General features: G+C 40.9%; 11 protein-coding genes. All 11 read right to left on the minus strand.

What is annotated here, in order from left to right:
* Window positions 1-51: 51 nt before the first annotated feature.
* The gene (locus AC6H3C_RS01200; protein WP_497518719.1) at window positions 52-1,152 is read right to left on the minus strand and encodes a glycoside hydrolase family protein; all 1,101 of its coding nucleotides are present in this window, start codon (window positions 1,150-1,152) and stop codon (window positions 52-54) included.
* A 57-nt stretch (window positions 1,153-1,209) separates the two neighbouring features.
* A complete protein-coding gene (locus AC6H3C_RS01205) occupies window positions 1,210-3,399 on the minus strand; it encodes a right-handed parallel beta-helix repeat-containing protein (RefSeq protein WP_497518721.1) in 2,190 nt (729 codons plus the stop codon).
* A gap of 36 nt (window positions 3,400-3,435) precedes the next feature.
* Window positions 3,436-5,466: a right-handed parallel beta-helix repeat-containing protein gene (locus AC6H3C_RS01210; protein WP_497518723.1), complete on the minus strand. Its 2,031-nt coding sequence runs from the start codon at window positions 5,464-5,466 to the stop codon at window positions 3,436-3,438.
* A gap of 216 nt (window positions 5,467-5,682) precedes the next feature.
* On the minus strand, window positions 5,683-7,482 hold the full coding sequence (locus AC6H3C_RS01215) for a RagB/SusD family nutrient uptake outer membrane protein (protein WP_497518724.1): 1,800 nt from the start codon (window positions 7,480-7,482) through the stop codon (window positions 5,683-5,685).
* A gap of 21 nt (window positions 7,483-7,503) precedes the next feature.
* A complete protein-coding gene (locus AC6H3C_RS01220) occupies window positions 7,504-10,881 on the minus strand; it encodes a TonB-dependent receptor (protein ID WP_497518725.1) in 3,378 nt (1,125 codons plus the stop codon).
* A 157-nt stretch (window positions 10,882-11,038) separates the two neighbouring features.
* The gene (locus AC6H3C_RS01225; RefSeq protein WP_497518726.1) at window positions 11,039-12,121 is read right to left on the minus strand and encodes a FecR family protein; all 1,083 of its coding nucleotides are present in this window, start codon (window positions 12,119-12,121) and stop codon (window positions 11,039-11,041) included.
* Window positions 12,122-12,229: 108 nt separating this feature from the next.
* The gene (locus tag AC6H3C_RS01230) at window positions 12,230-12,817 is read right to left on the minus strand and encodes an RNA polymerase sigma factor (protein ID WP_497518727.1); all 588 of its coding nucleotides are present in this window, start codon (window positions 12,815-12,817) and stop codon (window positions 12,230-12,232) included.
* Between the two features lie 124 nt (window positions 12,818-12,941).
* The gene (locus AC6H3C_RS01235; protein ID WP_497518728.1) at window positions 12,942-16,775 is read right to left on the minus strand and encodes a CBM96 family carbohydrate-binding protein; all 3,834 of its coding nucleotides are present in this window, start codon (window positions 16,773-16,775) and stop codon (window positions 12,942-12,944) included.
* Between the two features lie 212 nt (window positions 16,776-16,987).
* Entirely contained in the window at window positions 16,988-18,619 is a 1,632-nt protein-coding gene (locus AC6H3C_RS01240; protein ID WP_497518729.1) for a RagB/SusD family nutrient uptake outer membrane protein, read from the minus strand.
* A 14-nt stretch (window positions 18,620-18,633) separates the two neighbouring features.
* Window positions 18,634-22,035 (minus strand): TonB-dependent receptor, encoded by a 3,402-nt coding sequence (locus AC6H3C_RS01245; RefSeq protein WP_497518730.1) that lies wholly within the window; start codon window positions 22,033-22,035, stop codon window positions 18,634-18,636.
* A gap of 177 nt (window positions 22,036-22,212) precedes the next feature.
* Complete coding sequence (locus AC6H3C_RS01250; RefSeq protein ID WP_497518732.1) at window positions 22,213-23,238, minus strand: FecR family protein; 1,026 nt, start codon at window positions 23,236-23,238, stop codon at window positions 22,213-22,215.
* Between the last annotated feature and the right edge of the window lie 61 nt (window positions 23,239-23,299).

A 23,299-nucleotide genomic window follows, 5' to 3' on the forward strand; every position in this document is an offset into this window, starting at 1 on the left:
GGATTTGGAGTAAGTAAATGTTGCAAATTATCATTGAATATATTATTAACATTAGTGTTTTACGGGTATCACAATATTCCGCCATTTTCCCGCTCCGCTATCTATCACTGCAAAAATGGCATGGGTAATCATTCCATCCTCAATAAGCAATTGAACTCGTTCCAGTTTTCGCATGGTTTCTTTTCTTCCGTCCTCCCAGACAATGGATCGGGAATATCCCCTGGGGTCGCTGGCCAGTTCCCAATTAATTCCATCTTTCGATATTGCATGAATGCCACCATCGTTTTCTCCGATAAGTGATTTGCCAACATCGAACACTTTGCAAAGCAGGTGAAATCCCTCTTTGTCATACCAGATACAGGCATCTTCAGCATTGGAATTATCTGTTTCTGGAAAAGTCAGGATAGGTTCTTCGCTGACATGATTATATGGCCCGGCATAATTGTCAGCCATTGCCACTCCCAACCGAAGATCAAAATCAAAATAGCCGTCTTTCCAATGTCCCGTCCGGGTACTTTTATATACGAGAATCACTTTCCCGTCGGGCAAAACACATGGGGCCGGGTTCGATGTGATCTGGTTGTCCCAGTGTCCCGGTCGTGGTTCCAGAATCGGTTCGTCAAATCTTTTCCACGGCCCTTTTACAGAAGTTGCTGTTGCCAGGCCTATGCGTTTATTTGCCCATGCTACATGATAATTCCGTTCAGGATAGGTTGTTCCGGTATAATACAGGAGGTAAGTGTCTTTGTACTTGTGAATGGTGGGGTTGTGGGTCATCATTCCGTCCCAGTATCTGGTTCCTCTTTTGGGCAGCACAACATCTTCAAACTGGTAAGGCCCGGCAGGATTATCGGAAGAAGCAAGGACTACTTCGGAATCAAGGGCCCATACGTAGCTTTTACCTTCGGGCCACCGGGACGCGAACATGTAATAACGGCCATCTTCGCCTTTGATAACCGAGCCGCACCAAACATTGTAGCCTGGCATTTGGAAGCCGCTATTAAGCGGAACAGGGCCGAAACGATCGATGAATGGCTTATCTTGCTTGGTTATTTCCAGTTCCTGCCCTCCTGCCGATGAAAGAATCATGATACACAAAATGCCGGTTAACAAGAGCGGCTTCCACGTTTTATATCTATTATCACCTAACATATTCAACTATATTTGTTTCATTCTAAAATTCTGTTTTATACCATTTCTGCATCAATTTTATTCCCCAGTCCACCTGTTTTTTACTACAGCCTCATCAAATTCCTCCTCCAGAGCGGGATCAAGTTCAGCCAGTCTTTTCCATTTTTCATCGCCGTAAATACCAGCCTTAGTATAATCAAAGGGCTTAAAGCCAATTTTTCTGGCAGTCTTTAAACTTTTAAAATGAAAATCAAGATTGTCCGGATCCCTGAAAAGCGGATCTGCAACCAGAGAGTGCCTGTCTTTTCCGTGTTTTTGCCAGGCTTGAAAATTCATCCCCAAATGAAAGGATGGATCCGGGTCCAATGGGTTCCAATAGCAATTATAATCAACCTCGGTATTTGATTTCAACCACTTTTCTTTTCCCCAGTTATTGACAAAAATCTCTCCTTGCCTGTAATAAACAATGTTATTGGTGAATGAAAAGGATTTATGTTCTTCAGGCCGGTTGAACTGTACCTGGCCTAAAATATTAAAAGCAAAAATGTTATTCCTGATGATATTCTCTTTTCCGTAATGATGGTCAAACCCGGCATTTTTGCAATTATACACCAGGTTGTTCTCCATGATAATAGAAGAAGAACCTTCATCATTATATAATCCCCAGCCTCCGTAATCAAATGAATAAACGTGATGGACCACATTGTTGCTCACACTGGTTCCTTCTGACTGTCCTAAAGTATATACTCCTCCCATATCACAAAGCTCGCCCCATCCCAGATGATGGATGTGATTAAACTCGATTTTATTCCGTTTGGAAGGACTGAACGAATATCCCCAAACCCAGCCAACTGACACCCCGGAATACCGAAAATCGGCAATGTCATTGTGGGTGACCGTGTTATCACTTCCCTTAAAAATGATGACGCCCACGGCATCAGGAAAAACATAACCCCCATGCTGGATAATGTTATTGTCAACCGTAATAAATTTGGTGAGTTCGTCGCTGTCGTTACGGATACTGGTTTCGCCAATTTTCACGCCGCCGGCGCCCAAATCATGCAAATGGCAATGCTTTACTGAGCTTTCGGAACAGGCGCGACGGAACCATATCGCATATTGTCCTGTGTGGGTTATTTCACAATTGGAAAATTCAATGTTTTTGGCAAAATCAACCATGATGGCTGCATCGATCGAACTTGCGGCTTGTCCGGCGCTATTGCCCCGTGCGGGAGTTTTATATCCACTAACCTGGAAACTTAGGTTTTTAAAGTGAATATGCCCTGCTTTTTCACCCGTACTTTCATCCCCTGATATCACGATGAATTTATCCACTACAGGAGCAATGCACTCCGTGTTTTTTATGGTTTCCCCTTCCAGTGGAATGTAATACAGGTATCCGTCACGGGAGAGGAACCATTCCCCGGGAGAATCCAATGCTCCAATGTAATTCTCAATATAATAACGGCTTTTTTTATCGATTGGAATCCAGGATACCATCCCTCTGCCTGTAATGTAGATGGAGCTGTCTGCTTTATTGATATGTTTGATAAATTGCCTGGTCTCGCTCCATTTTTGATGAAAAACCGCCAATACATCATCCAGTTCACCGACTTTTAAATCATTGAGGATTTGCATGCCTGAATCTTTCAGTTTAATCTTTTGCGAGGCGAACCGGGCTGTTTGTTCGCCCGGTTTATCAAGGGGTATTTCCTCCACGTGTTTAACCATGTAAAAGTCGTCACGATCGGGTGTTTGCGCCCTGAACCTGCGTTCCCCGTTGATATATAATTGCTCGAAATAAAATCCGTAATACGCCACTTCGGGGATAAACACACGCCACAGGGTTTCACTCACCTCCTCGAATTTATCCAGCTTCATTCCGCCGTAAAACACAGGGCGGTTCGCCGGATCCCCGTTAAACATAACAGGGGCTTGTGCTGTGCCTCCATCCAGGGATGTAAGCTGCAGAGTTTCTTTCATGAAATAATTACCCGGCAACACGTGAATGTAAACCGTGTCGTTTAGTAGTTTTTGTTCACGTAGCTGCCGCACTTTGTCGCGGGCGCCGGCAATTGAGGCAAGAGGAAACTCTTTCGTCCCGCTGTCCATATCATTTCCGGTTGGGGAAACGTATATCCGTTGGGTGGCTGAAATCTCACCCAGTCCCACAACTACTAAAACAAGCAAAAGGAAAATCTTTCTAATGGTCCCCGTTTTTTTTAAAATCTTCAACCGGATATGTTTTGTTTTAATTTTGATTTTCATTCGTAAAATGATTAAGAGGCAATGCTCTCCTATGACTTAATAATTTGGGTTCCCCGTATATCTGTTTTTTAAAACCGTCGCATCGAATTTTTGAAGCAGTTCGGGCTGTAGTTTTGACAGGGCAATCCAGTCCTCGTCGCCGTAAACCCCTGCTTTTGAATAATCAAAGGGTATGAACCCAATCTTTTTGACAATTTTTGGGCTTTTAAGAGTGAAATCCAGGTTTTGCGGATCCTTAAACAGCGGGTCAGCCACTATTGAATGATTGTCCCTTCCATGTTCCTGCCATTCACGGAAGTTCATTTCCAAATGAAACAGCGGGTCTGGATTGGAGATGTTCCAATAGCAATTAGAATCGACTTCTACATTTGCTTTCAACCATTTTTCATTACCCCAATTATTTTTAAATATGGCAGTCTGATTGGAATATATGATATTCCTGTTGAAGGAAAATGACAGGTGTTCTTCCGGACGGTTGAAGCGGACCTGGGCGGAAATATTAAATGCAAATATGTTGTTCCGGATGATGTTCTCTTTTCCAAAATGGTGATTAAACCCGGCATCTTTGCAATTGTGCACTAAATTGTTCTCCATAAGAATATAAGAAGATCCCTGGTCAGTATATAGGCCCCATCCGCCATATTCAAAATCATAGATATGATGGATAACGTTGTTGCTAACCACTGTCCCCTCGGACTGGCCCAAAGTATATACCCCTGCCATGTCGCAAAGTTCACCCCAGCCCAAATGATGAATATGATTGAATTCAACTCTGTTTCGTTTTGATTGGCTAAAAGCATACCCCCAAACCCAACCAACCGAAACACCTGAATAACGGAAATCAGCTATGTCGTTGTGAGCTATTACATTGTCGCTCCCGTGATGAACAATCACCCCTACGGCACAGGGAAAAACATAACCACCATGCTGGATAATATTGTTGTCAATGGCAATTTGGCTTGTAACCCGGCAACTGTCTTCAAGAACCTGCAATTCACCAATCTTCACGCCGCCCGCCCCAAGGTCATGAAGGTGGCATCGTTGAACCAAACTGTTTTTGCAAGATTCACGAAACCAGATTGCATATAATCCGGTATGGGCCACCTCACAACCAACAACTTCGATGTTTTTTGCATGATCAACCATAATGGCGCCTTCAACCGGGGAAGCTGCCTGTGCAGGTTCATTCCCACTGACCGGTGTATTGTATCCCGCAACCCTGAAGCACAGGTTCTCGAAACGAACGTGCCCAACGGGTTTGTCTTTATTTTCTCCTTTAATGACAATAAATTTATCAGTGACAGGAACCATAGATTCGACGTTTTCAATTGTTTCGCCCGGGTATGGAATGTAATACAGGAAACCATCGCGCGATAGGAACCATTCGCCAGGCGAGTCAAGGGCTTGCCGGTAGTTTTCCACCACACAACGAGTTTTGTTGTCAAAAGGATTCCAAGGCTTCATCATCCGCCCTGTCACATAAAACGAACTGTCTGTTTTGTTGAATGTTTGGATATGCTTTCTGGTAATATCCCATTTATGATGAAATACAACTATTGCATCTTCAACTTGATCTTTTTCCAGGCTGTCTAAAAGGAGCATATCTGATTGGCGCAAACTAATTTTTTGTACTGCCGGAGTCCCGGTTTCCTTGTCAAGTATCGTTTCCTCTACCTTATTCACAAAGAAAAATTCGCCGCGGTTGGGGGTCTGCGCCCTGAACCTGCGTTCGCCGTTGATATATAATTGCTCAAAATAAAACCCGTACCGCGCCACTTCCGGAATAAATACCCGCCATAGGTTGTCATTTATTTCTTCAAACCTACCTAACTTCATTCCACCATAAAACACAGGACGGTTCGCAGCATCAGCGGTATAGATAACAGGGCTTTGGGCTGTACCACCATCATTATATCCAAGCCTGAATGGTTCGCTCATGTAATAGTTGCCAGGCAATACATGAATGTAAACCGTATCGTTCAGCAGTTTGTATTGGCGTAACTGCTGTACTTTGTTCCGGGCTCCGGTAAGGGAAGCGAGAGGCTGTTCTATCGTTCCTGGATTCAAATCGTTTCCGTTAACAGAAAGATATAACCATTTGGAAGCAAGAGTATTACTGAATATAAATGTCAAAAAAATAATAAGAAAATGTTTTATCCGGATCATATGAATTGCCGTTTTTTTCATACTCACTATTCATTACAGGGTTTTGAAGAATATTAAAGGCATATAAACGACAAAAAAGTGTCTATATATGCCTTTATTTAAACTACCAGCTACAACTTACTCATAACCTGGATTTTCCACCAAATTGGGGTTATTTCCTGTTCTTTTCAATGTTATTGGTAAATAATAATTTTTTTCGTAGAATGTTACTGGTTTGTTTACGCCGTCAATTTTATCAACAACCAGTATTTTATATTTCCTTGTTTCATAATCCAGGTACATACGTAATCCACTGAAATCTCGGGTCAAATCTGTAACAGCGGTTCTCCACCTGCGCAGGTCCCAATATCGATGTCCTTCAAAAGCAAGTTCTATTTTTCGTTCGTGACGGATTTTCATCCTGTCAATGGTTGTAAGAGGAGCGACACCAGCCCTGTTCCGTATTTGGTTGAGCGCATCCAATGCTTCATCTGGTTTGTTAAGTTCAAAAGCTGCCTCCGCGAAATTTAACAAAACTTCCCCATACCTGAAAAGTTTCCAGTCGGTGGCAGTAGTTGCCCTTTCTCCAAGCACATTATGATCTTCGTCCAGATATTTTAGTACTCCAAAACCAGTGCCGATATTTGTACCATTAAAGGTTTGGTTCCCATATGTAAGTATTCCGTCGTAAGATCCAGTTTCCTGAATGGTTCCGTCAGGCTTTATAATACCTCTGTACCAAGTAAGTTTTTTTCCCTTCCAAATCATGTCCGGATAATAAATACTTGCAAAAAAACGAGGCTCTTTATTCCCAAATAGGTCTTCTCCTGACCACAATCCCTGCTGGATTTCAGCACGATCAAGATATCCTGGTGTTCCGGGAATTCCATTCATCTCTTCAAACTCTTCGATCATTTCCAGATAAGGCTGGGTGAGATTACCTCCGCCCCAGGCATTAGGTAAAGGACCTTGAAAGAAATCAAGAGACCAACCGTTCCCTTTTGATGGATAGGAGGCTATTTCATTAAACTGCCTGCAAAATATTATTTCGGGATTTCCATCTTCTAAAAATGTTTGCCTAAAATTCCAGACCTTGTCATCCGGATATTTATTATATAAATTATGAACACCGCTGTTCATAATTATTTTGGCCGCATCATAAGCCTTCTGGTAATAATTTTGGGCCTCTGAAGGAGGAATTCCCAATAACCCATCTAATTTTTGTGTCCCGAACTGTGCAATACTTCCAGCATATAATGCTGCTCTGCATTTAAGCGCTGCCGCGGCATATTTACTGGGTCTTCCATAATCGGATGTACGGGTTTCCGGCAAATCATTAAAAATGTCATCCATTTCCGAAATAATAAAGTCGTACAATGCTTTCTCGGTATCGCGAGTTCGGTACAGTTCTTCTTCAGAATCATTTAAATTTTGAGGTTCTGTAATTAACGGAACACCGCCATAGCGTACCGCCATGGCAAAATAGTTGTAAGCTCTCAGAAACCTTGCTTCCGCGATACGGGAAGTTTTAAAACCATCATCAACAGGTGAATCAGGAAGTTGTTTGATGAAAATATTCAGTCTGCGAATTATTTCATAAGCATTTTCCCACCATTCAAATAAGCCACCGTTAATTTGCAAATTTCCGTACTTTTTTGTGTAAGCTGCTCCCCATCCCATAAAATCGGCACATTCATCACTTACTCTGTCAATTCGCATAATTCCGGTCCATTCATTGGCATCACTTGCTGTATTGGCATCCTTGGCAAAAACAAAGATATCAGTATATATTCCTGTCAGGTAAGCATCTATATATACGGGATCATTCCATACTACAGCATCGCTAATAATATCTAAAGGTTTTTTGTTTAAAACATCATCCTGGCATGAGACCATCATTGTCAGGATGATAAATAGACTATAAACTAATTTTTTCATAATTATGTCTTTTTTAAGCAGTTAAAATGAAATTGTTGCCCCAATTGTTACGGTTCTTTGTTGGGGGTAATAATAACCTGCATAACCTGATGGGGCTTCCGGATCAATACCATATTTTTTGAGTTTGTCAAAAGTCAATAAATTAGTACCGGCACAATAAATCCTCATATTTGAAATATTAACTTTACTAACCCATTTACGGGGAAGATTATAACCCAGAGAGGCAGTCTTTAACCTAAGATACCCAGCCTTTCTGTACCTGTAGTCCGAATATAAGCCATTTTGAGAGGCTCCCCCTAATCTCGGTACTAATGCATCGGGATTATTGGTTTCTTCCTTCCATCTTAATTCGTAAAATGTGTTCATGTATTCGTTGATATTAACGTTCTTATAATATCCAAAGGCCCCTTGCCAAAGAGTTGACAGATCAAAATTTTTGTATGTAAATACAGTATTCAAACCAGCCATCCAATGAGGAATCGTTCCTTTTCCAATTTCAATCTGATCTTTCCAGTCCAGCTTCTCATCCCCATTTACATTTACGTAACGCACGTCACCTGGCCTTAAGGTAATGTTTCCCTGAAGATCCTGATCAAAATCAAGGTTATCAATTTCCTCCTGGCTAATGAATAACCCGTCAAATACATAACCATATGCTCTGTCTGTCCACCTGCCAGAAAGTTTGTTAATCCGTTCCTGATCCTGATCTTCATAATCGGGCTCTTCGTAGTGCATCCATTTGGATCTGGACCAGGAAATATTTCCGCTGATATCCCAGGTCAGATCATTATACTTTCCTGAAGTACCCAGTTTCAGATCAAATCCCCTGTCATTAAGGCTGTTTATATTTTCGGGAGGCAAGTTGGCTCCAAATGTAGAGGGCAAGGAAAGTATACGGGTTGCAGGAATGCCACTCCTTTCTCTGTAGAAAGCGTCAGTTTCTCCATATAATTTCCCTTTCCACAAAGAAAAATCTAACCCGGCATTATAAATTGTAATTTCTTCCCAAGTCAGGTTTGGATTTGGCAACCCAGTAGAATAAATTCCAGCATAGGTTGTCGAGCCAAATAAATAAGTACCATACCAGGTTTTGTAACTATACCCGGTTAGATATTGAAAATTACCTACCCCGTCATTACCTGATTGCCCGAAGCTAGCCCTTAGTTTCAGGTTGTCAATAATTTTATGATCAGCCATAAAATTTTCTTCAGAAATTCGCCATCCTAACGAAACACTGGGAAAATATCCCCATCTATTATCGGCAGGGAACTTGGCCGAGGCGTCTGCCCTGATGGAGGATTCGAGCAAATATTTGTCTTTATAGGCATAATTTAACCGACCGATATAACTTGTTCTCCCCATCTCCGAAGCCGAACCAGCATTGCTCATATCTCCGGTACTCCCTGCATATAACAAGTCAATTGCGGTGGATAAATACCCCCCTCTTCCTGCAGAAAAGGTATCATATCTGTAATCAATAGTTTCGTAAAGCGCCAATATTGTTAAATGATGATCATTATGAAACGCTCGATCATAATTCAATGAAAATTGTCCGGTCATATTTCTGCTTCCGGAGTAATCCATATCAAGTCTTGTCTCTTTAACTGTTGATGCTGCGAGCGTATATGAGTCGCTTTCAAACTCATAATTCCAGAAATCATTACCCTTACGAAATCTCTTTCTGCTATTATTATCTTTTAAATAATTTACAAATACTCTTGCAGATAAACCTTGGATATCCTTGAATCTGTAATTTAATGTGATCGTTCCTGTTACTCTTTGATTATTTTGTTGATCATATCCAATAAGATTGTAATTGGATGTTACATAAATAGGATAATTGCTACCGACATAAGGCAATTTAGCAGGATCCGGGGTACTTGATAAAACATTAGGACGGGTTCCCCAATAGTCCAGCCATGTTCCATTTGTCGCAATATCCTGTGGTCTCCATGGAAATTTTCGATCTTGTATGATTGCTGATACATCAACCTGAAGGTCCATATTATCCAATATTTTCAAATCGACATTGGATTGAAAATTATATCTTTTGTAATTTCCGCCATTTTTCTTCCACATGGTTTCCTGGTCAAGAAAACCTAAAAATCCGAAATATTTAATCCGTTCTGAACCCCCTCTGACGTTTAAATTATGCTGTTGCTGAGGCGCCCAGTCCCTGACTAACTCCTTTTTCCAATCGGTATTCGGATAGTTGGGGTCGCTTCCATCATAATATTTCTGAATTTCCTCAACAGTATAAGGAGCGGTCTCTTCGGGTTTCCCCGACTGTATCCATTTTTCCCGCTCAATTTCAGCATATTGGCCTGCACTCAATTTATCAGGCATATATGTAACCCCTTGACCGCTGAAAGATGTATTAAAGGTAAACGTAGGTTTTATAATCGCGCCACGTTTTGTCGTCACAAGTATAACCCCATTTCCTGCTCTCGAACCATAAATAGAAGCTGCACCATCCTTAAGGATAGAAACAGATTCAATAGTATTGGGGTCCAATATGTTTAAATTGGCTTCAATACCATCGACAATAACTAATGGGTTACCAAACCCCCTGATCCTTAGCGTTGCGGCATCTGCTCCCGGCAATCCCTGTTCCTGTACGGAAATCAACCCTGGCAACCGTCCTGTCAGGGCATTCGATGAACTTGCAACTGGAGCCACTGTCAGTTCCTGACTTCGAACGCTTGAAACCGAACCAGTAAGAGTCGCCCTCTTTTGGGTACCATAACCAACAGCAACTACCTCCTCAATTCCAACTGTTTCTTCTTCCATTATCATGTCAATATTGCTTTTTCCTGTCACCAAAATTTCCTTTGATCGCATGCCGACAAAGGAAAAAATCAAAATGGCATCGGAAGGAACATTGGAAAGGGTATAATTTCCGTCGGCATCAGTAATAGTTCCCTGGGTAGTGCCCTTAATAACTACTGTAACGCCGGGAAGAGGCTGGCCTCCGGGGTCGGTTACCTTCCCAAAAACAGAGCGAAGTTGCTGGTATACAGTCCATTCATTCTTTGAATCCGAATTTGAAAGAATAATTATCCTATCCTTCCTTTCAAATTGAATATCAGTTCCGGCAAACAATGAATTTAAAACATCTTCTATTTTCTTATTTTCTACATTTATTGAAACCTTTTTCGAAACATCAATAAATTTTTCGCTGTACATGAAGTTACAACCACTCAAGTCTTCAACTTGGGAAAGCACCTCTTTTAAAGTTTCTCCCGCCACACTCAGGCTTATTGTCTGAGAGTAAGATATGCCTGCACAAACGCTAAAAGCCGATATCAGCAATAGAAAGGTTGTTAGTTTCATAATCCTTAATAATTTTTTTACAACGGAAACTTCCTGTTCCCATTCAAAACAGTCATTTTTTTTCATACTTTTGTATTGTTTAAAATTAGAATTAGCCCTGTTAGCAGCAGGGTTGGTTTTACTCTCTTCAGGGAAATGTGGTCGCATTTCCCTGTTGTATTTAGCGATGGTTCGTTTTTTATTCCATAAGCATTTCTTTTTATAAGTTAGATTTAGATAATTGTTAGCTTCGTTTTTTTAATAATATTTTTTGTTTCTGGAAACTCCCGTCTGACAGCTTCTCGCGGGGAAATATTATATAATTAACAGGAGTTGCCTTGGTAATTAGGTCAAGAATTTGAGAAAGGGATTCATCCGCAAGTTTTACCGTATAAGTATAATCTTTTATCTCTTCAGCAACTTCAATCTCGACATTAAATGTGCGTCCAAGCCTCTCCGCAACTTCAGTAATGCTACTATTGTCGAATACCAGCAAGCCGTCTTTCCAGGCGATGTATTTTTCAATATTTCCCCTTGTACTTGCACTTATACCTGTATTAAAGTTGTAATCAACGTGTTGCCCGGGAACCAGCGAACCGATGTTCTTTGTCTTACCATTTTCATTGGTATATTCCAATACAATCATCCCTTCAACCAAGGTTGTCGCTACCATGTCATCATCAGGATAGGAAAGGACATTAAACTTGGTTCCTAATGCTTTAATATTTAATTGTTTGGTTTTAACGACGAACGGATGATCCGGATCATGAGCGATATCAAAGAAACCCTCACCAGTTAAAGTCATTTCCCTTGTATTGCCTTTAAAAACCTTGGGATATTTGATTTTACTGCCATAATTGAGATGAACGACCGTACCTTCGGATAACTGAACAATTGTCCTGGAGCCAACCGGCGCTATTATTTCGAGCGAATCCACCACTGAATCCGTAAATTGTGAAGAAATCATTAAAGGGTTTGAAATGATATAAATCAGGATGGAAAGGACAGGTATCAGAAGGATTGCAGCAGCTCTTACCAACCTGGTTGTAATTAAGGAAGTAGTTTTTCTCTGCCCGGTCCCCAATTTTACACCCTTGATGTTAATCTTGTGGTGTATCCTGTCAAGCAATAAATTAAGTCGTTCGTTCTGATCGACAGAAAATTTCTTTGTCTTAAAGCTTCTCCAGTCTTTATGAGCAATATTCTTACTTTCATCCGATAAAGCGTCCTTGTCGATCCATTGGACAATCTTTTTCAATTCTTCAGGATTACACCTGTTATTTAAAAACTTTATAAGCAGTTCATCTGTCATTTTTGAGCGATTCATTTTTTTGTGACGACGGTACAACTCGTATCAATCAGTGGTTCCTTCCAAGTTACGTACATATGTAATACGCTCAATGGATATCACAGGACTAGATAAAACTCTGTTTTTTTACAAGAAAAGAAAGGCAAACAATGTATTGACCATCCCATTCCCGATATTCGATTTTAAGAACCCAAGTATTGTGACCATGTGATTTTTTACCGTATTGCGGGAAATTCCCAATTTCTTTGCAATCTCATCATGTGTTAGTCCTTCTTCACGGCTTAACTGAAATATTTCTCTTTGCCGGGGAGTTAGCTTTTTAAGCAAAGACTGAATCCTGCTATTCAGTTCCTTAAAGTAGATTTCATCTGTTAGTTCATACACCTGATCGACATTTTGCAAAGATTGCAGGTATTCAATGTACTTATTTTCGTGGGTTCGCTTTCGCAAAAGACTGACGGCCGAATTGTATGAGATCGTAAAAAGAAATGACTCAAATGAGGAATAGACATTAATTTTACTCCTGTTTTCCCAAATTTTAATAAAAACTTCCTGAACGATTTCTTCTGCATCTACTTCTACCTTCACATACCGGATTACGAAATCATATAGTCTTTTACAATATTGCCTGTATATGGTATCAAAAGCTACCATATTTCCCTCTCTGAGGAGGAACAAAAGTTCGTTATTTGATTTATCTTTTTTATTTTTCATAAGATAGTTCAGCGCCAAAGTCCAACGATAAAGATACCAGAAAATTACCCGGTGTCAAAGATAGAGCGCCGGGTAATTTATACTGATCAACTTTCGATAGTTCTTATTCAGCAACGGGCAATCATCATTGTTTTTTGCTATAAACCACTTTCTCTGCTACCGAGTTATTGTGATCATTTAAACGGACGACAAAGACTCCATGTTTAGGGAAAGAACTCCCATTCAATGTCACATGGTGTGCGCCGGCATCCCTGAACCCCTCGCCCAATACCATGATTTCCAAACCAGTAACATCATACACGCATAACTTTATCCATCGCTTTTCAGGCAAGGTATATTTTATAGTCAGGGTTGAACTAAAAGGATTTGGATAACTCTGTAAGCTCAAATCGCTTTTAGGCAATTTGATAGATTCAATTGCTGTTTCCAAAGAATCTGTTTGCTGGGTCAGGTATAATCTTCCACTGCTCATATTGTTCGCAGCGTCGGTCGCTTCAATCGAGAAGGAGTATGTCGTCTCATCCAGAAGACCAGTAACTTCATAATTTGTAACTGTATTATCTAATGTGGTTAATAACATTCCATCCTGATATAACCGATAGCCTGTCACTCCCACGAGATCACGGGCGTTTTGCCAATTCAGTGTCACGGAATTAGCTGTAACTTCAGCAGTAGAGAGTATATGCCCCGCTTCCCAATAAGGCCCTCTTTTATCAGAAAATTGAGTTTCTATATCATTTGTATTCTCACCGGCAATGTCCATCTCAGTCGTAACATTGTTGAACATATTTCCCCCAACTACCTGTCCATACGGATTTCGTTTTATGGTTATCCCCGTCTCCATTTCTTTTAACTGGTTATTTTCCACAAGAACATTGGTTACATCTCCTGTCACACCCAACCCGTCATTCCTGCTTTTCTGATCAGCTGCATAAGCATAGATGCCATTTTGGGCAGGGGCTTCAGTTTTAGAAACAGGAATAGCAGTTAAGTCTGCCATAACAAGGTTATCCTTGGCTTCAAATCCATAATTTTCAACGCCAAAATATGTTCCTACCTCGTCTTCACGGGTTGTAAGGACACCGATATTTGTATGCTTACTCAAAGAGGATACTCCTAAAACTTCATTTCCTCTGGCTGTCAGATAGTAACTGGTTACGAACCGGTGTTTTCCCTGAGAATCATTTGGGGCATAAGCTGAATAGGAAAAAATTCCTTCTGTATTTTCCATAAAATTATCTGCCGCCACTCCATCAATAACATCTCCATAAAACCAGATTCCTTTTTCGGTGTCTTTTATCGTATTCCTGTAGCAGGTAACATGCTCAAAAGCGGCAATTAAGGTCCATTTACTGGTATTATCAGGAATGACGTCCCAACCCTTTGCCACATTAATTGTATTTCCTGATATTCCGGTTACCCTACGGTGCTGTCCCAACCCTTTGCCATGTACAATTTGGACAACAAGATTGCCATAGGAAACGGTAGGGGTAGTTAACTCGCCAATCGGATTAATTACAGTCAGGCTGTTAGATCCGGCATTTTCTACTTCCCCGTAATTGAAGTATTGCTGGGCATGTTCTACAAGCAAGGCTTCGCCGTCATTATTTTCATCAGAACCTATTTTTTCAACAATGTTGTTATACACATACGCTAGGCTTCTGTAATCCAGTCCCTGCATAAGCCTCCCTGCCGGATCGCCTGTAACCTCAGGATGCCCGACAACATGATTGTTGGTCATGATCGTATAATCGGCAGTGCACAAATTAACTCCTTTGGCATATTCGAAATGGTTACCGCTTATCGTGGCATAGGAATTAACATACGCCCTGTTCAACTGGGCATAGTAGCCTTTGAAGTAATTATTTTTTAAAAGGATCCTTTTGTTGGCTATAATAATTGCCCCAAGTCCCCTGCTATCCGTTACGCCTGGATGATTGGTGCCGTAATCAATCCCGACATCGAAAATAAATATATTTTTTGCTGTCCTTTTGGTTTTATCTGAGTTGGCTTCTCCCCAACCCTGACCCAACCATAAAAAAGCATCAGGCCTTATATTATCATCTGACAATGTAAGGGTAAGTTGCGCTACTCCTAACTTCCCGTTGATTTTGCCATTTCCAGATGTGCTTACGAATTGGGCATTGGCAGCCCCATTATAAGTCAATATCGTACTTTCCCTGTCCTGTCCTTTTAAGACTACATTCTCCGGCAGGTCAATGTGGGAACATAGATATATGCCATTTGGCAAATAAACAACCCCGCCGCCTGATGTAGTAATATCGTTAACAGCACTTTGGATAGCCTGGGTATCGTCATTTTCATCATTGGGCACTGCACCTTTCGAGGTCACGTCTATTTCATTTGACCAGTTAAACATTGCTGCCCATGCGACTCCCAGACCCAGGGGATCCTGTCCTGCTGAAAGTATTTCCAGTTTCTGTGCCTCGTCATTCTCGAGCCTGACCCAATTATCTTTTGTGTCGTTTCTGACTTCGATCCAGTATTCACCGGGAGGTTGCGACCCAATGGTAAAGTTAACAGCGTAAGGGTTAACTTCTTTGACATCAACATTGAAAATACCGTTATTGCCATCATTTAATCTCACGTCAGTAGCCAAATCACCTCCAAACTCGGGTGCACTAAAATTTCTACCTACCAAACAAATATCCAATCCTTCAAAAGCCTGATATTCGGAAATGAACTTTGGTCTTGTTTCGTTCAATTTAACAGGTGCACTCCATCCATTACCATTGTTAATCCACAAATCATATACACCAGGATTAACCGATTCAGGAAAATCTACTACTAAAAACCGATTATCCCTGTCAGACTGTACGATTGTTAACTCTGTGGCTTCTGTTGGCGGTTCAGACGATGCGATACCATCTGATGGGTTAATTACAATTACAGAACCAGCGCTAAGTCCTTCTCCCCGAATCGTAAAATGAGTACCGGGCATCACCGCGTGTGAGGTATTCAGGATAAATGCCAGCGATGATAGTTCCGCAGTCGTTGCATCTGATTCATTCGAATATTCTGAGCTTCCATCGCTGTTATAGGCTAATACACGGTATGTGTAGGTAGTTGCTTCTGCTAATCCGGTATCCTGATAATCTGTCACATTGCTTCCTACTTGCGCGATCTCAGTAAAATCTCCGGTGCCTGTTTTTCTTTCAATGCGAAAACCATCTTCATTATCAGCATTATCTGTCCATCCCAGGTTTACCTGGCTTGGAGAAATAGCATTTGCATTAAGATTTGACGGGCTGACCGGTGGCAGGCCTTTATTAACTAATGTCAGTTCCAGCATGGGAGGCAAATCTGTATTTTCTCTGGGATAAAAGTTAGAATTTGGCGTCCAGTCCACCGTTTCCCTACTAATCATCAGCGTCACTATTTTATTTTCATCACTTTCTAAAAAGGTTTCTAATTGAGTGGATTGAAAAGTAATTTCCTGTGCACTGGGTGTTGAAGCAGTAAATGTAAAGCTTCCCACATTAACGGCATCATTTGTGAACCCAAAATTAGAGTTAACATCATTACCCGGAGCATTATTCCAGGTTATTCCTGTCTCACTCCATCCGTTTGATGCATCTCCGGCTGTTCCTTCTTTCAGTCCATACACATCAAACACTAATTCCCAACCTGCGGTCCATTGCGATGTATATAATTTCAATATCGCCCCATCAATTTTTTTATCAGTAGGTATTGACTCCAGATTAAATTTTATATAAACCTTACGGTTTCCTGTACTTGAAGCATCCCCAGCCGATTTGACTGATAATGCAGATGACGTACCGTAGTTTGTATCACCATTGCTGCCACTACCAACGTATGAATCTGCTATGGGATTAAGGGATACTTTCGTTTCCTGTGCAAAAACATTTGTGCATAGAAAAAATATTCCCACTAATCCAAAGAGAATGATATTAATTCTCTTATCTATATTTTTCATTATTTTCAATATTTTTATTCATATAAAGAATATCGCTTTTATAATCAGAACGTTGACTTGTTCATCGTTAACCAAAATATTACATGTTTGTATGAATCACTTAACATTCAAGTGAAAAAACTGAAATAACAAACAGAGGGAAGTCAGTTAAATAACTTCCTTCTATTTGTTATCTTTTCCCTAATTACCTTTAGGTTGAGGAATTTGATATTTTAATTATAGTTTGGATTTGCAGCTTTTTCTGCAGCGGGTATAGCCCATTTCCAAATACTATAAGGCGGAGCAATAGGAGTCCGGTCTTCATCACCTGGTGGAATATCCATTTGGGTACCAACCATGAAGTCCAGGGTCCATCCTTCACCACTCATCTCTTTTAAATATTCAGAAAAGATTGCATCGTGGTTCACATTACCCGAGTTATAGCGGTCAGGGTTATCGGGGTTAGCACGGTTCCAAACTTTGTTCAGATCGTTGGCTGCTCCCGAGGGATCATTGGTTTTCCATTTTATCCACGAACGGATCAGGTACAAATCAGCCAGACGGATAACCGGAACTTTGGTGTAACGTCCTTTTCCCACTGCTCCACGGTAGTATTTATCTACATATAGCTGAGGAGTGCTAACCGCACTGTGAGAAGAAACTGCCTCGTAAACCAGCGGGTCCCCGCCACTCATGTATCCAAGTAAATAGTAATGCAGTTGCTGGAAGCGTAAATCGTTTGCTGCTTCGTCAGTTAACGTATAGTTGCCATTTAAAGGATCTGTCATCCAATTCATTTTATCAAGAGCCCAATAACTGAAGGTGAACTGGCTCCACGAGCTTTTATCTGTCAGGACACCGGGTTTCCTTCCACCATCGGAAGCATCCCTGGAAGTATAGTTAAAGAGCATTGCCCAATAGAAAAAATCGCTGGTAAAGTTTGATGAAGATATACCAGTATTGTATTCCCAAATCGCTTCTTTGGAAATATCGGTAATCACATTTTTGTTGAAAGCCTGTATCGGCTCTTCCATAACGAAACGTCCTTCCTGTTCAGCGGCCTGAATCACTAAATCCAGTTCTGTTTTTGCTTCAGTGTATTTTCCCATTACAAAATAAACCTTAGCCAGTAATGCCGCTGCTACAAATTTATTTGCCCGTCCTATTTGGTAAGTTGGAAGCATTGTAGCCGAATTGTAAGCCAAAGGCAATTTTTCTTTTGCCACTTCCAGGTCGCTGATGATTTGCTGGTAGATTTCTTCATTAGTGCCTAATTTTTCTGAAAAAACATCCTCCTTTGAAGAAGCAGTCACCGTTTTTAACGGGATGTAAGTTCCATCATTCGCCCCGGAATGTTTATAAGGAGGCGCAAAATGCCTGACCAAAGTGTAGTAAGAATATGCCCTGAGAAAATAATATTCTCCGACCTGACGAACATAGTTGTCTGTATAATCTTTATCATCAGTTTTTAAAGAAAATGGATTACCATTGTTATCTGTATCGAGCTTAATCGCTAAGTTACACATGGTGATAGCCCGGTATCGTCCTGTCCAAAGCCCATCAGACAATCCATAATTCTGATCGAACATACGATAATTCATTTCATTCCACGGAGCGCCGGTGCTGGTTGACGGGAGCAGATGAGCAACTCCTGAAGAAGCAAAATCAATCATAGGCCCCACGGAAGCTGAATGATTATAGTAAAATAAGTCGTAATACGCAGCGGATACTCCCTGATCGAAGGTTACGGTACTAACCCATTGTGTTTCCTGCGGCCTGTCAATTTGAAAAAAGTCATCCTGATTACAAGACGCAATGGCTAAACACAATATCATTACAAATGAGTATAAAATATTCTTTTTCATGTCAATTATCCTTTTTATAAATTAAATGAAAGACCAAAATTAATGGTACGAGGAATCGGTAAATCACCCTGAGTTTCCGGATCCAATCCTTTGTATTTTGTAAATAGCAATAAGCTTGTTCCTCCAATGTAAACCCTTAAGTTTTGTACCTTGCCGTTGGTCAATTTTTTGGGTAAAGTATAACCCACTTGCACACTCCTCAAACGAATATAATCGCCTTTCTCCAGGAACTGAGTTGTATAAGAAAGATCCTGGGCGGTAAACCTGGTTCCCGAAGTTGAAGGATTTCCATCATTGTCGTACTTGTAAAAACCTCCTGTCAGTAAAGGATATTTCGCAATATCTCCTGGTTTTTCCCAAGTATTTCCATCCAAGTCCTTAACAAAATTATAGATGGCATCGCCCTGAGTACCCCAAACATACAGGTTGTTCATTAAATAATGTCCTCCGGCAAAATTGAAGAGAATATTCAGGTCAAAGTTCTTGTAAGAAAATTTATTGGTTATCCCGCCATAAAATGTTGGTAAAGTTGTTTTTCCGTGCTGTATCATCTTGTTGTTTTCAGCGTTTGATACATTCCCGGGAATCAAATTACCTGTGGATTCTGTAACAAATTCCGTATCCCACTTTTCCTTATCTAACTGTTCAATCATTGGGATGCCTTTTTCGGTATCAACTCCGGCATAATTCGATAAGAACCATGTATTCAGTTTTTCTCCTTCTTTCCGGATGGTTTGTCCTGGTTTGTTGTAGGTTATATTCAGGTCAACGCTTCCTTTTCCTTTTTCGAACTCGTTCAGTTTGATAATTTCATTGTCGTTAAAACTGATATTAAAATCAGTGCTCCACCTGAAATTCCTTTTGTTTATATTTGCAGAAGAAACGTTAAACTCCCATCCCCAGTTCTTCATATCACCAACATTCTCCCATACCTGGCTATTATCAAAACCTGAAGAAATCGGGATGCTTCCCCTGAGTATAAGATCAGATATTTTTTGCTGATAATACGCGACTGATCCTGAAATCCGATTATCTAAGATACCAAAGTCAACGCCGATATCATAATTGGTGGTTGTTTCCCATTTTAATGCACTGCTTCCCAACGGTCCTATCGTGGTCGAACCCGGTAAGTAGTTACTACCATATCTATAGCTGGTTAATCCCCAAGAAATTTGGGTCATACTATTGCTTAAAGCGGTATTGCCTGTTTGACCATAGCTTGCCCTAAGTTTTAATAAATTGACGGATCGAATATTTAAGAATTTTTCATCTGAAATGATCCATCCCAAGCCAAATGCTTTAAATGTCGCCCAACGGTTATCTTTACTCAACGCGGAATGCCCATCGCGGCGGATACTGGTATTCAAAATATAACGGTCCATGAACTTATAGTTGATACGGCCGAATATCCCCATTAGGTACTGCTCTCCCCCCATGCGCCCGGATGCCGACGTAATCTGAACAGGATTGATCAACTCAGGATAACTGCTGTTTATTTCTATACCTTCGGCAGACCTAAGGTACTGTGACTGCCGGGTAGCTTCTGACCCGGCTGTTGCAGTTATGTTGTGCTTACCGATTGTTTTATCATAGTTCAGATAGGCATTATAGTTGATGACGTGCCTGGTTACCGACCTTTCTGCCGCTTCATTGAAGTATGGCGCGCTTGCATCTCTAAGAACGGATTTCCAGTAACTACTGTTATTAATAATAAGGTCAACGCCCGCCTCACTCTTTAGGCTTAATCCATTTATTGGGGTATCCCATTTTACGAATGCATTGCTAATGGTTCGGTATTGATCTACATCATTCCGATTCAGGTCATTATCCAAAGCTGCTGCTAGGTTAAAGCTGCTGCTTCCTGCCCAGTAGCCTGTCTGTGAGCTCTCGTCATATATTTTATACCAGGGAACGATCCATTTCCAGTTGTCCCAGCCGCCGGCATTTTCTTTTCCGACCCGACTAATTACCCCGCTGTTTTTGAGATATAGAAAATTAGAATTGATACCCATTGAAATGGAATTAACCGGAGAAAAATTAAAGTTGAACCTGGAGGTTAATCGTTGGAGGTCATTGTTCATTATTAAACCTTTTTCATCCCGATAATTCAATGAAAACAATACTCCCCCGGTTTCGAACCCTTTGTTGGCTACAAGTCCTACCTGGTGAAATCGGGAAGTCTGGGTCATTGCCCCCAAATGGTCAGTATTTGTAGCCAGTGCTTCTTCCCTTGTCATGGAAGGTTTTTCATCCAAAAACTGGGAATTAATCAGGAAGCTTGGTTGGTACACAGTCGTATTTCCGGCGTTTGCCCATGCTTTATCCATCAGGCTCCACCAGGTTTCTGAATCGACGTAAACATCGTTCTGTTCGAAAGGCAAACTTGAGACTCCACCGTCGTAATTTATTGACATTCCAGTAAATTTTCCCTTGTTTGATTTCGTAGTGACGATGATTACCCCGTTGGACCCTCTGTTTCCATAGATGGCAGTAGCAGCCGCATCTTTCAAAACCTCCACTGATTCTATATCGTTAGGATTAATCATGGCCAGAGGAGAAACAGGCTTTACCCCATTCTTGGTTAAATCCAGGGAATTTGTCTGGATAGGTACTCCATCAATAATCCACAATGGGTCTGAACTTAAGTTAACCGAATGGACTCCCCGGATTTTTATTTCGGGAGCTGATCCCGGGTGGCCGCTGTTATTTTCAATAAAAACGCCGCTGGCCAGTCCCTGCATAGCTTCCACCATTGAAGTTGCCGGGATTTTACTCATATCTTCGCTACTTATTTTGGCGATTGAACCGACCACATCACGGCGTTTGGCGGTACCGTAACCAACAGCAACGACTTCTTCAATTCCAATTGCATCTTCGGCTAATGTAACATCAATTGTGGAATTACCATTAACCGGGATTTCCTGGGTTTTCATGCCCACAAACGAGAAGACCAGCGTGGCATTACCAGGTATATCGGTAAGCGAGTATTTTCCCTGGACATCGGTAATGGCGCCGGTGGTGGTACCCTTTAATACAACCGTAACCCCAGGTAATGGTTGCCCTGACTGATCATTTACTTTCCCTGTGATGGTACGGGGTTGCTGTACTGCTGCCTTCTCCGATGAAAGCACAATTTGTTTATCGAATATCTGATAGTCCACATTGGTTCCGAAGAATACCTGCTGTAAGACCTGATCAATTTGTTGATTATTGATAGAAACCGTTACTCTATCGTCAACATTAAAGGTATTAGGACTGTAAATAAACCTGAACTGAGATTGATTTTCGATTTCATTCAGAACTTCCACGATCCTGACCTGGCTCATGTTTAGAGATATTGTTTTTGCCTGTGAAAATGAGTTCACTGCAACTGTTTGCAATATTCCCGCAAGTGTAAGAAAAAGAGTAATTCTCATCGTCCTTAATAATTTTTTAAAGATGTGATCATACGATGATTCACACCACAACATTTTTTTCATAAATTTGAATGTTTGTAGGGTTAAATTTAAATGCACATTAAACTCTGCTAATTTTAAGGAAAGCGTTGGCGCGCTTTCCTTTTTTGTGTTTCATCAATTCTTTTTTGTCATAAGCTATCTCATTTTAAGGATTACTTTTCGCTTGCTGAATGTTCCGTCACTTTGTTTTTTAACAGGAACAAGTGTTGCCGAAACGGGTAAACTGATTTCCATGAAACGAATAACATCTTCCAATGCTTCTTTTTGCAACATAGCCCGAAACCTGTACTGAAGAACTTCCTCGTCAGCAAACTCTACATCAATATTATAAAACCGCTCCAATTTCCCGGCGACAACATCCAACGGTTCATTTCTCAGGTACAGCTTCCCTTCCGTCCATTCCGTATATTCTACCACGTCCACTTCTCCAAGGTTAAAGTTCCCGTTCTTTCGATTCATGGTAAAACGTTGTCCAGGTAGTATTTTAACCTTTTGATCATTGAATTGATTACTGATGATCACATTTCCCGATTCAAGAACTAAATCGCTCCAGTCTTCATCGGGATATGAATATACGCTGAAGCGCGTTCCTGTAACTTTAATGTCGAAGGTCTTTGTTTTAACAAGGAACGGACGTTTCGTATCTTTCTGGACGTTAAAATAAGCTTCGCCTTCCAGACTCACCTGGCGCGTCGTTGAAAAGCCGGCAGTATAAATTAAGTGGGATCCTGCGTTCAACCAGCCGGAAGTTCCGTCGGGCAGGATAAACTTACTACGTGTTCCCGACGGAGCAGAGAAGGTCATCTCAACCATGTCCGCATCGTCAACCTGAGATTTATCAAATAAATAAAACGTTGAAATAACAAGCAGGGGGAGAAAAAATATTGCAGCTACCCGCGAAAACACTTGCCACAAACGAGTTGTTTTTGATTGCTGCAAAGATTTGCTGATTTTATAGTGAAGCTTGTAATAAACATCCTGAAGGTTGACCTGATCCTGGGGGTCTGAGTCCATCAACTCATTCCATTGTTCGCCTGCGAGCTTTTTTATAGCATCCGTCTTTTGCGGATCCTCGAATCCTTTTTGAATAAGAAGCTGATCATTGTAAGTATGTTTGCGTAAAAACAACCTGTCAAGCAAACTGCGGGTATATAATTCCATATCACTTTCCAATTACTGTACATACTTACTATCCTTTGCTGCCTTGAAAGTCCCGTATAAA

Source organism: Gaoshiqia sp. US2 (assembly GCF_059705485.1).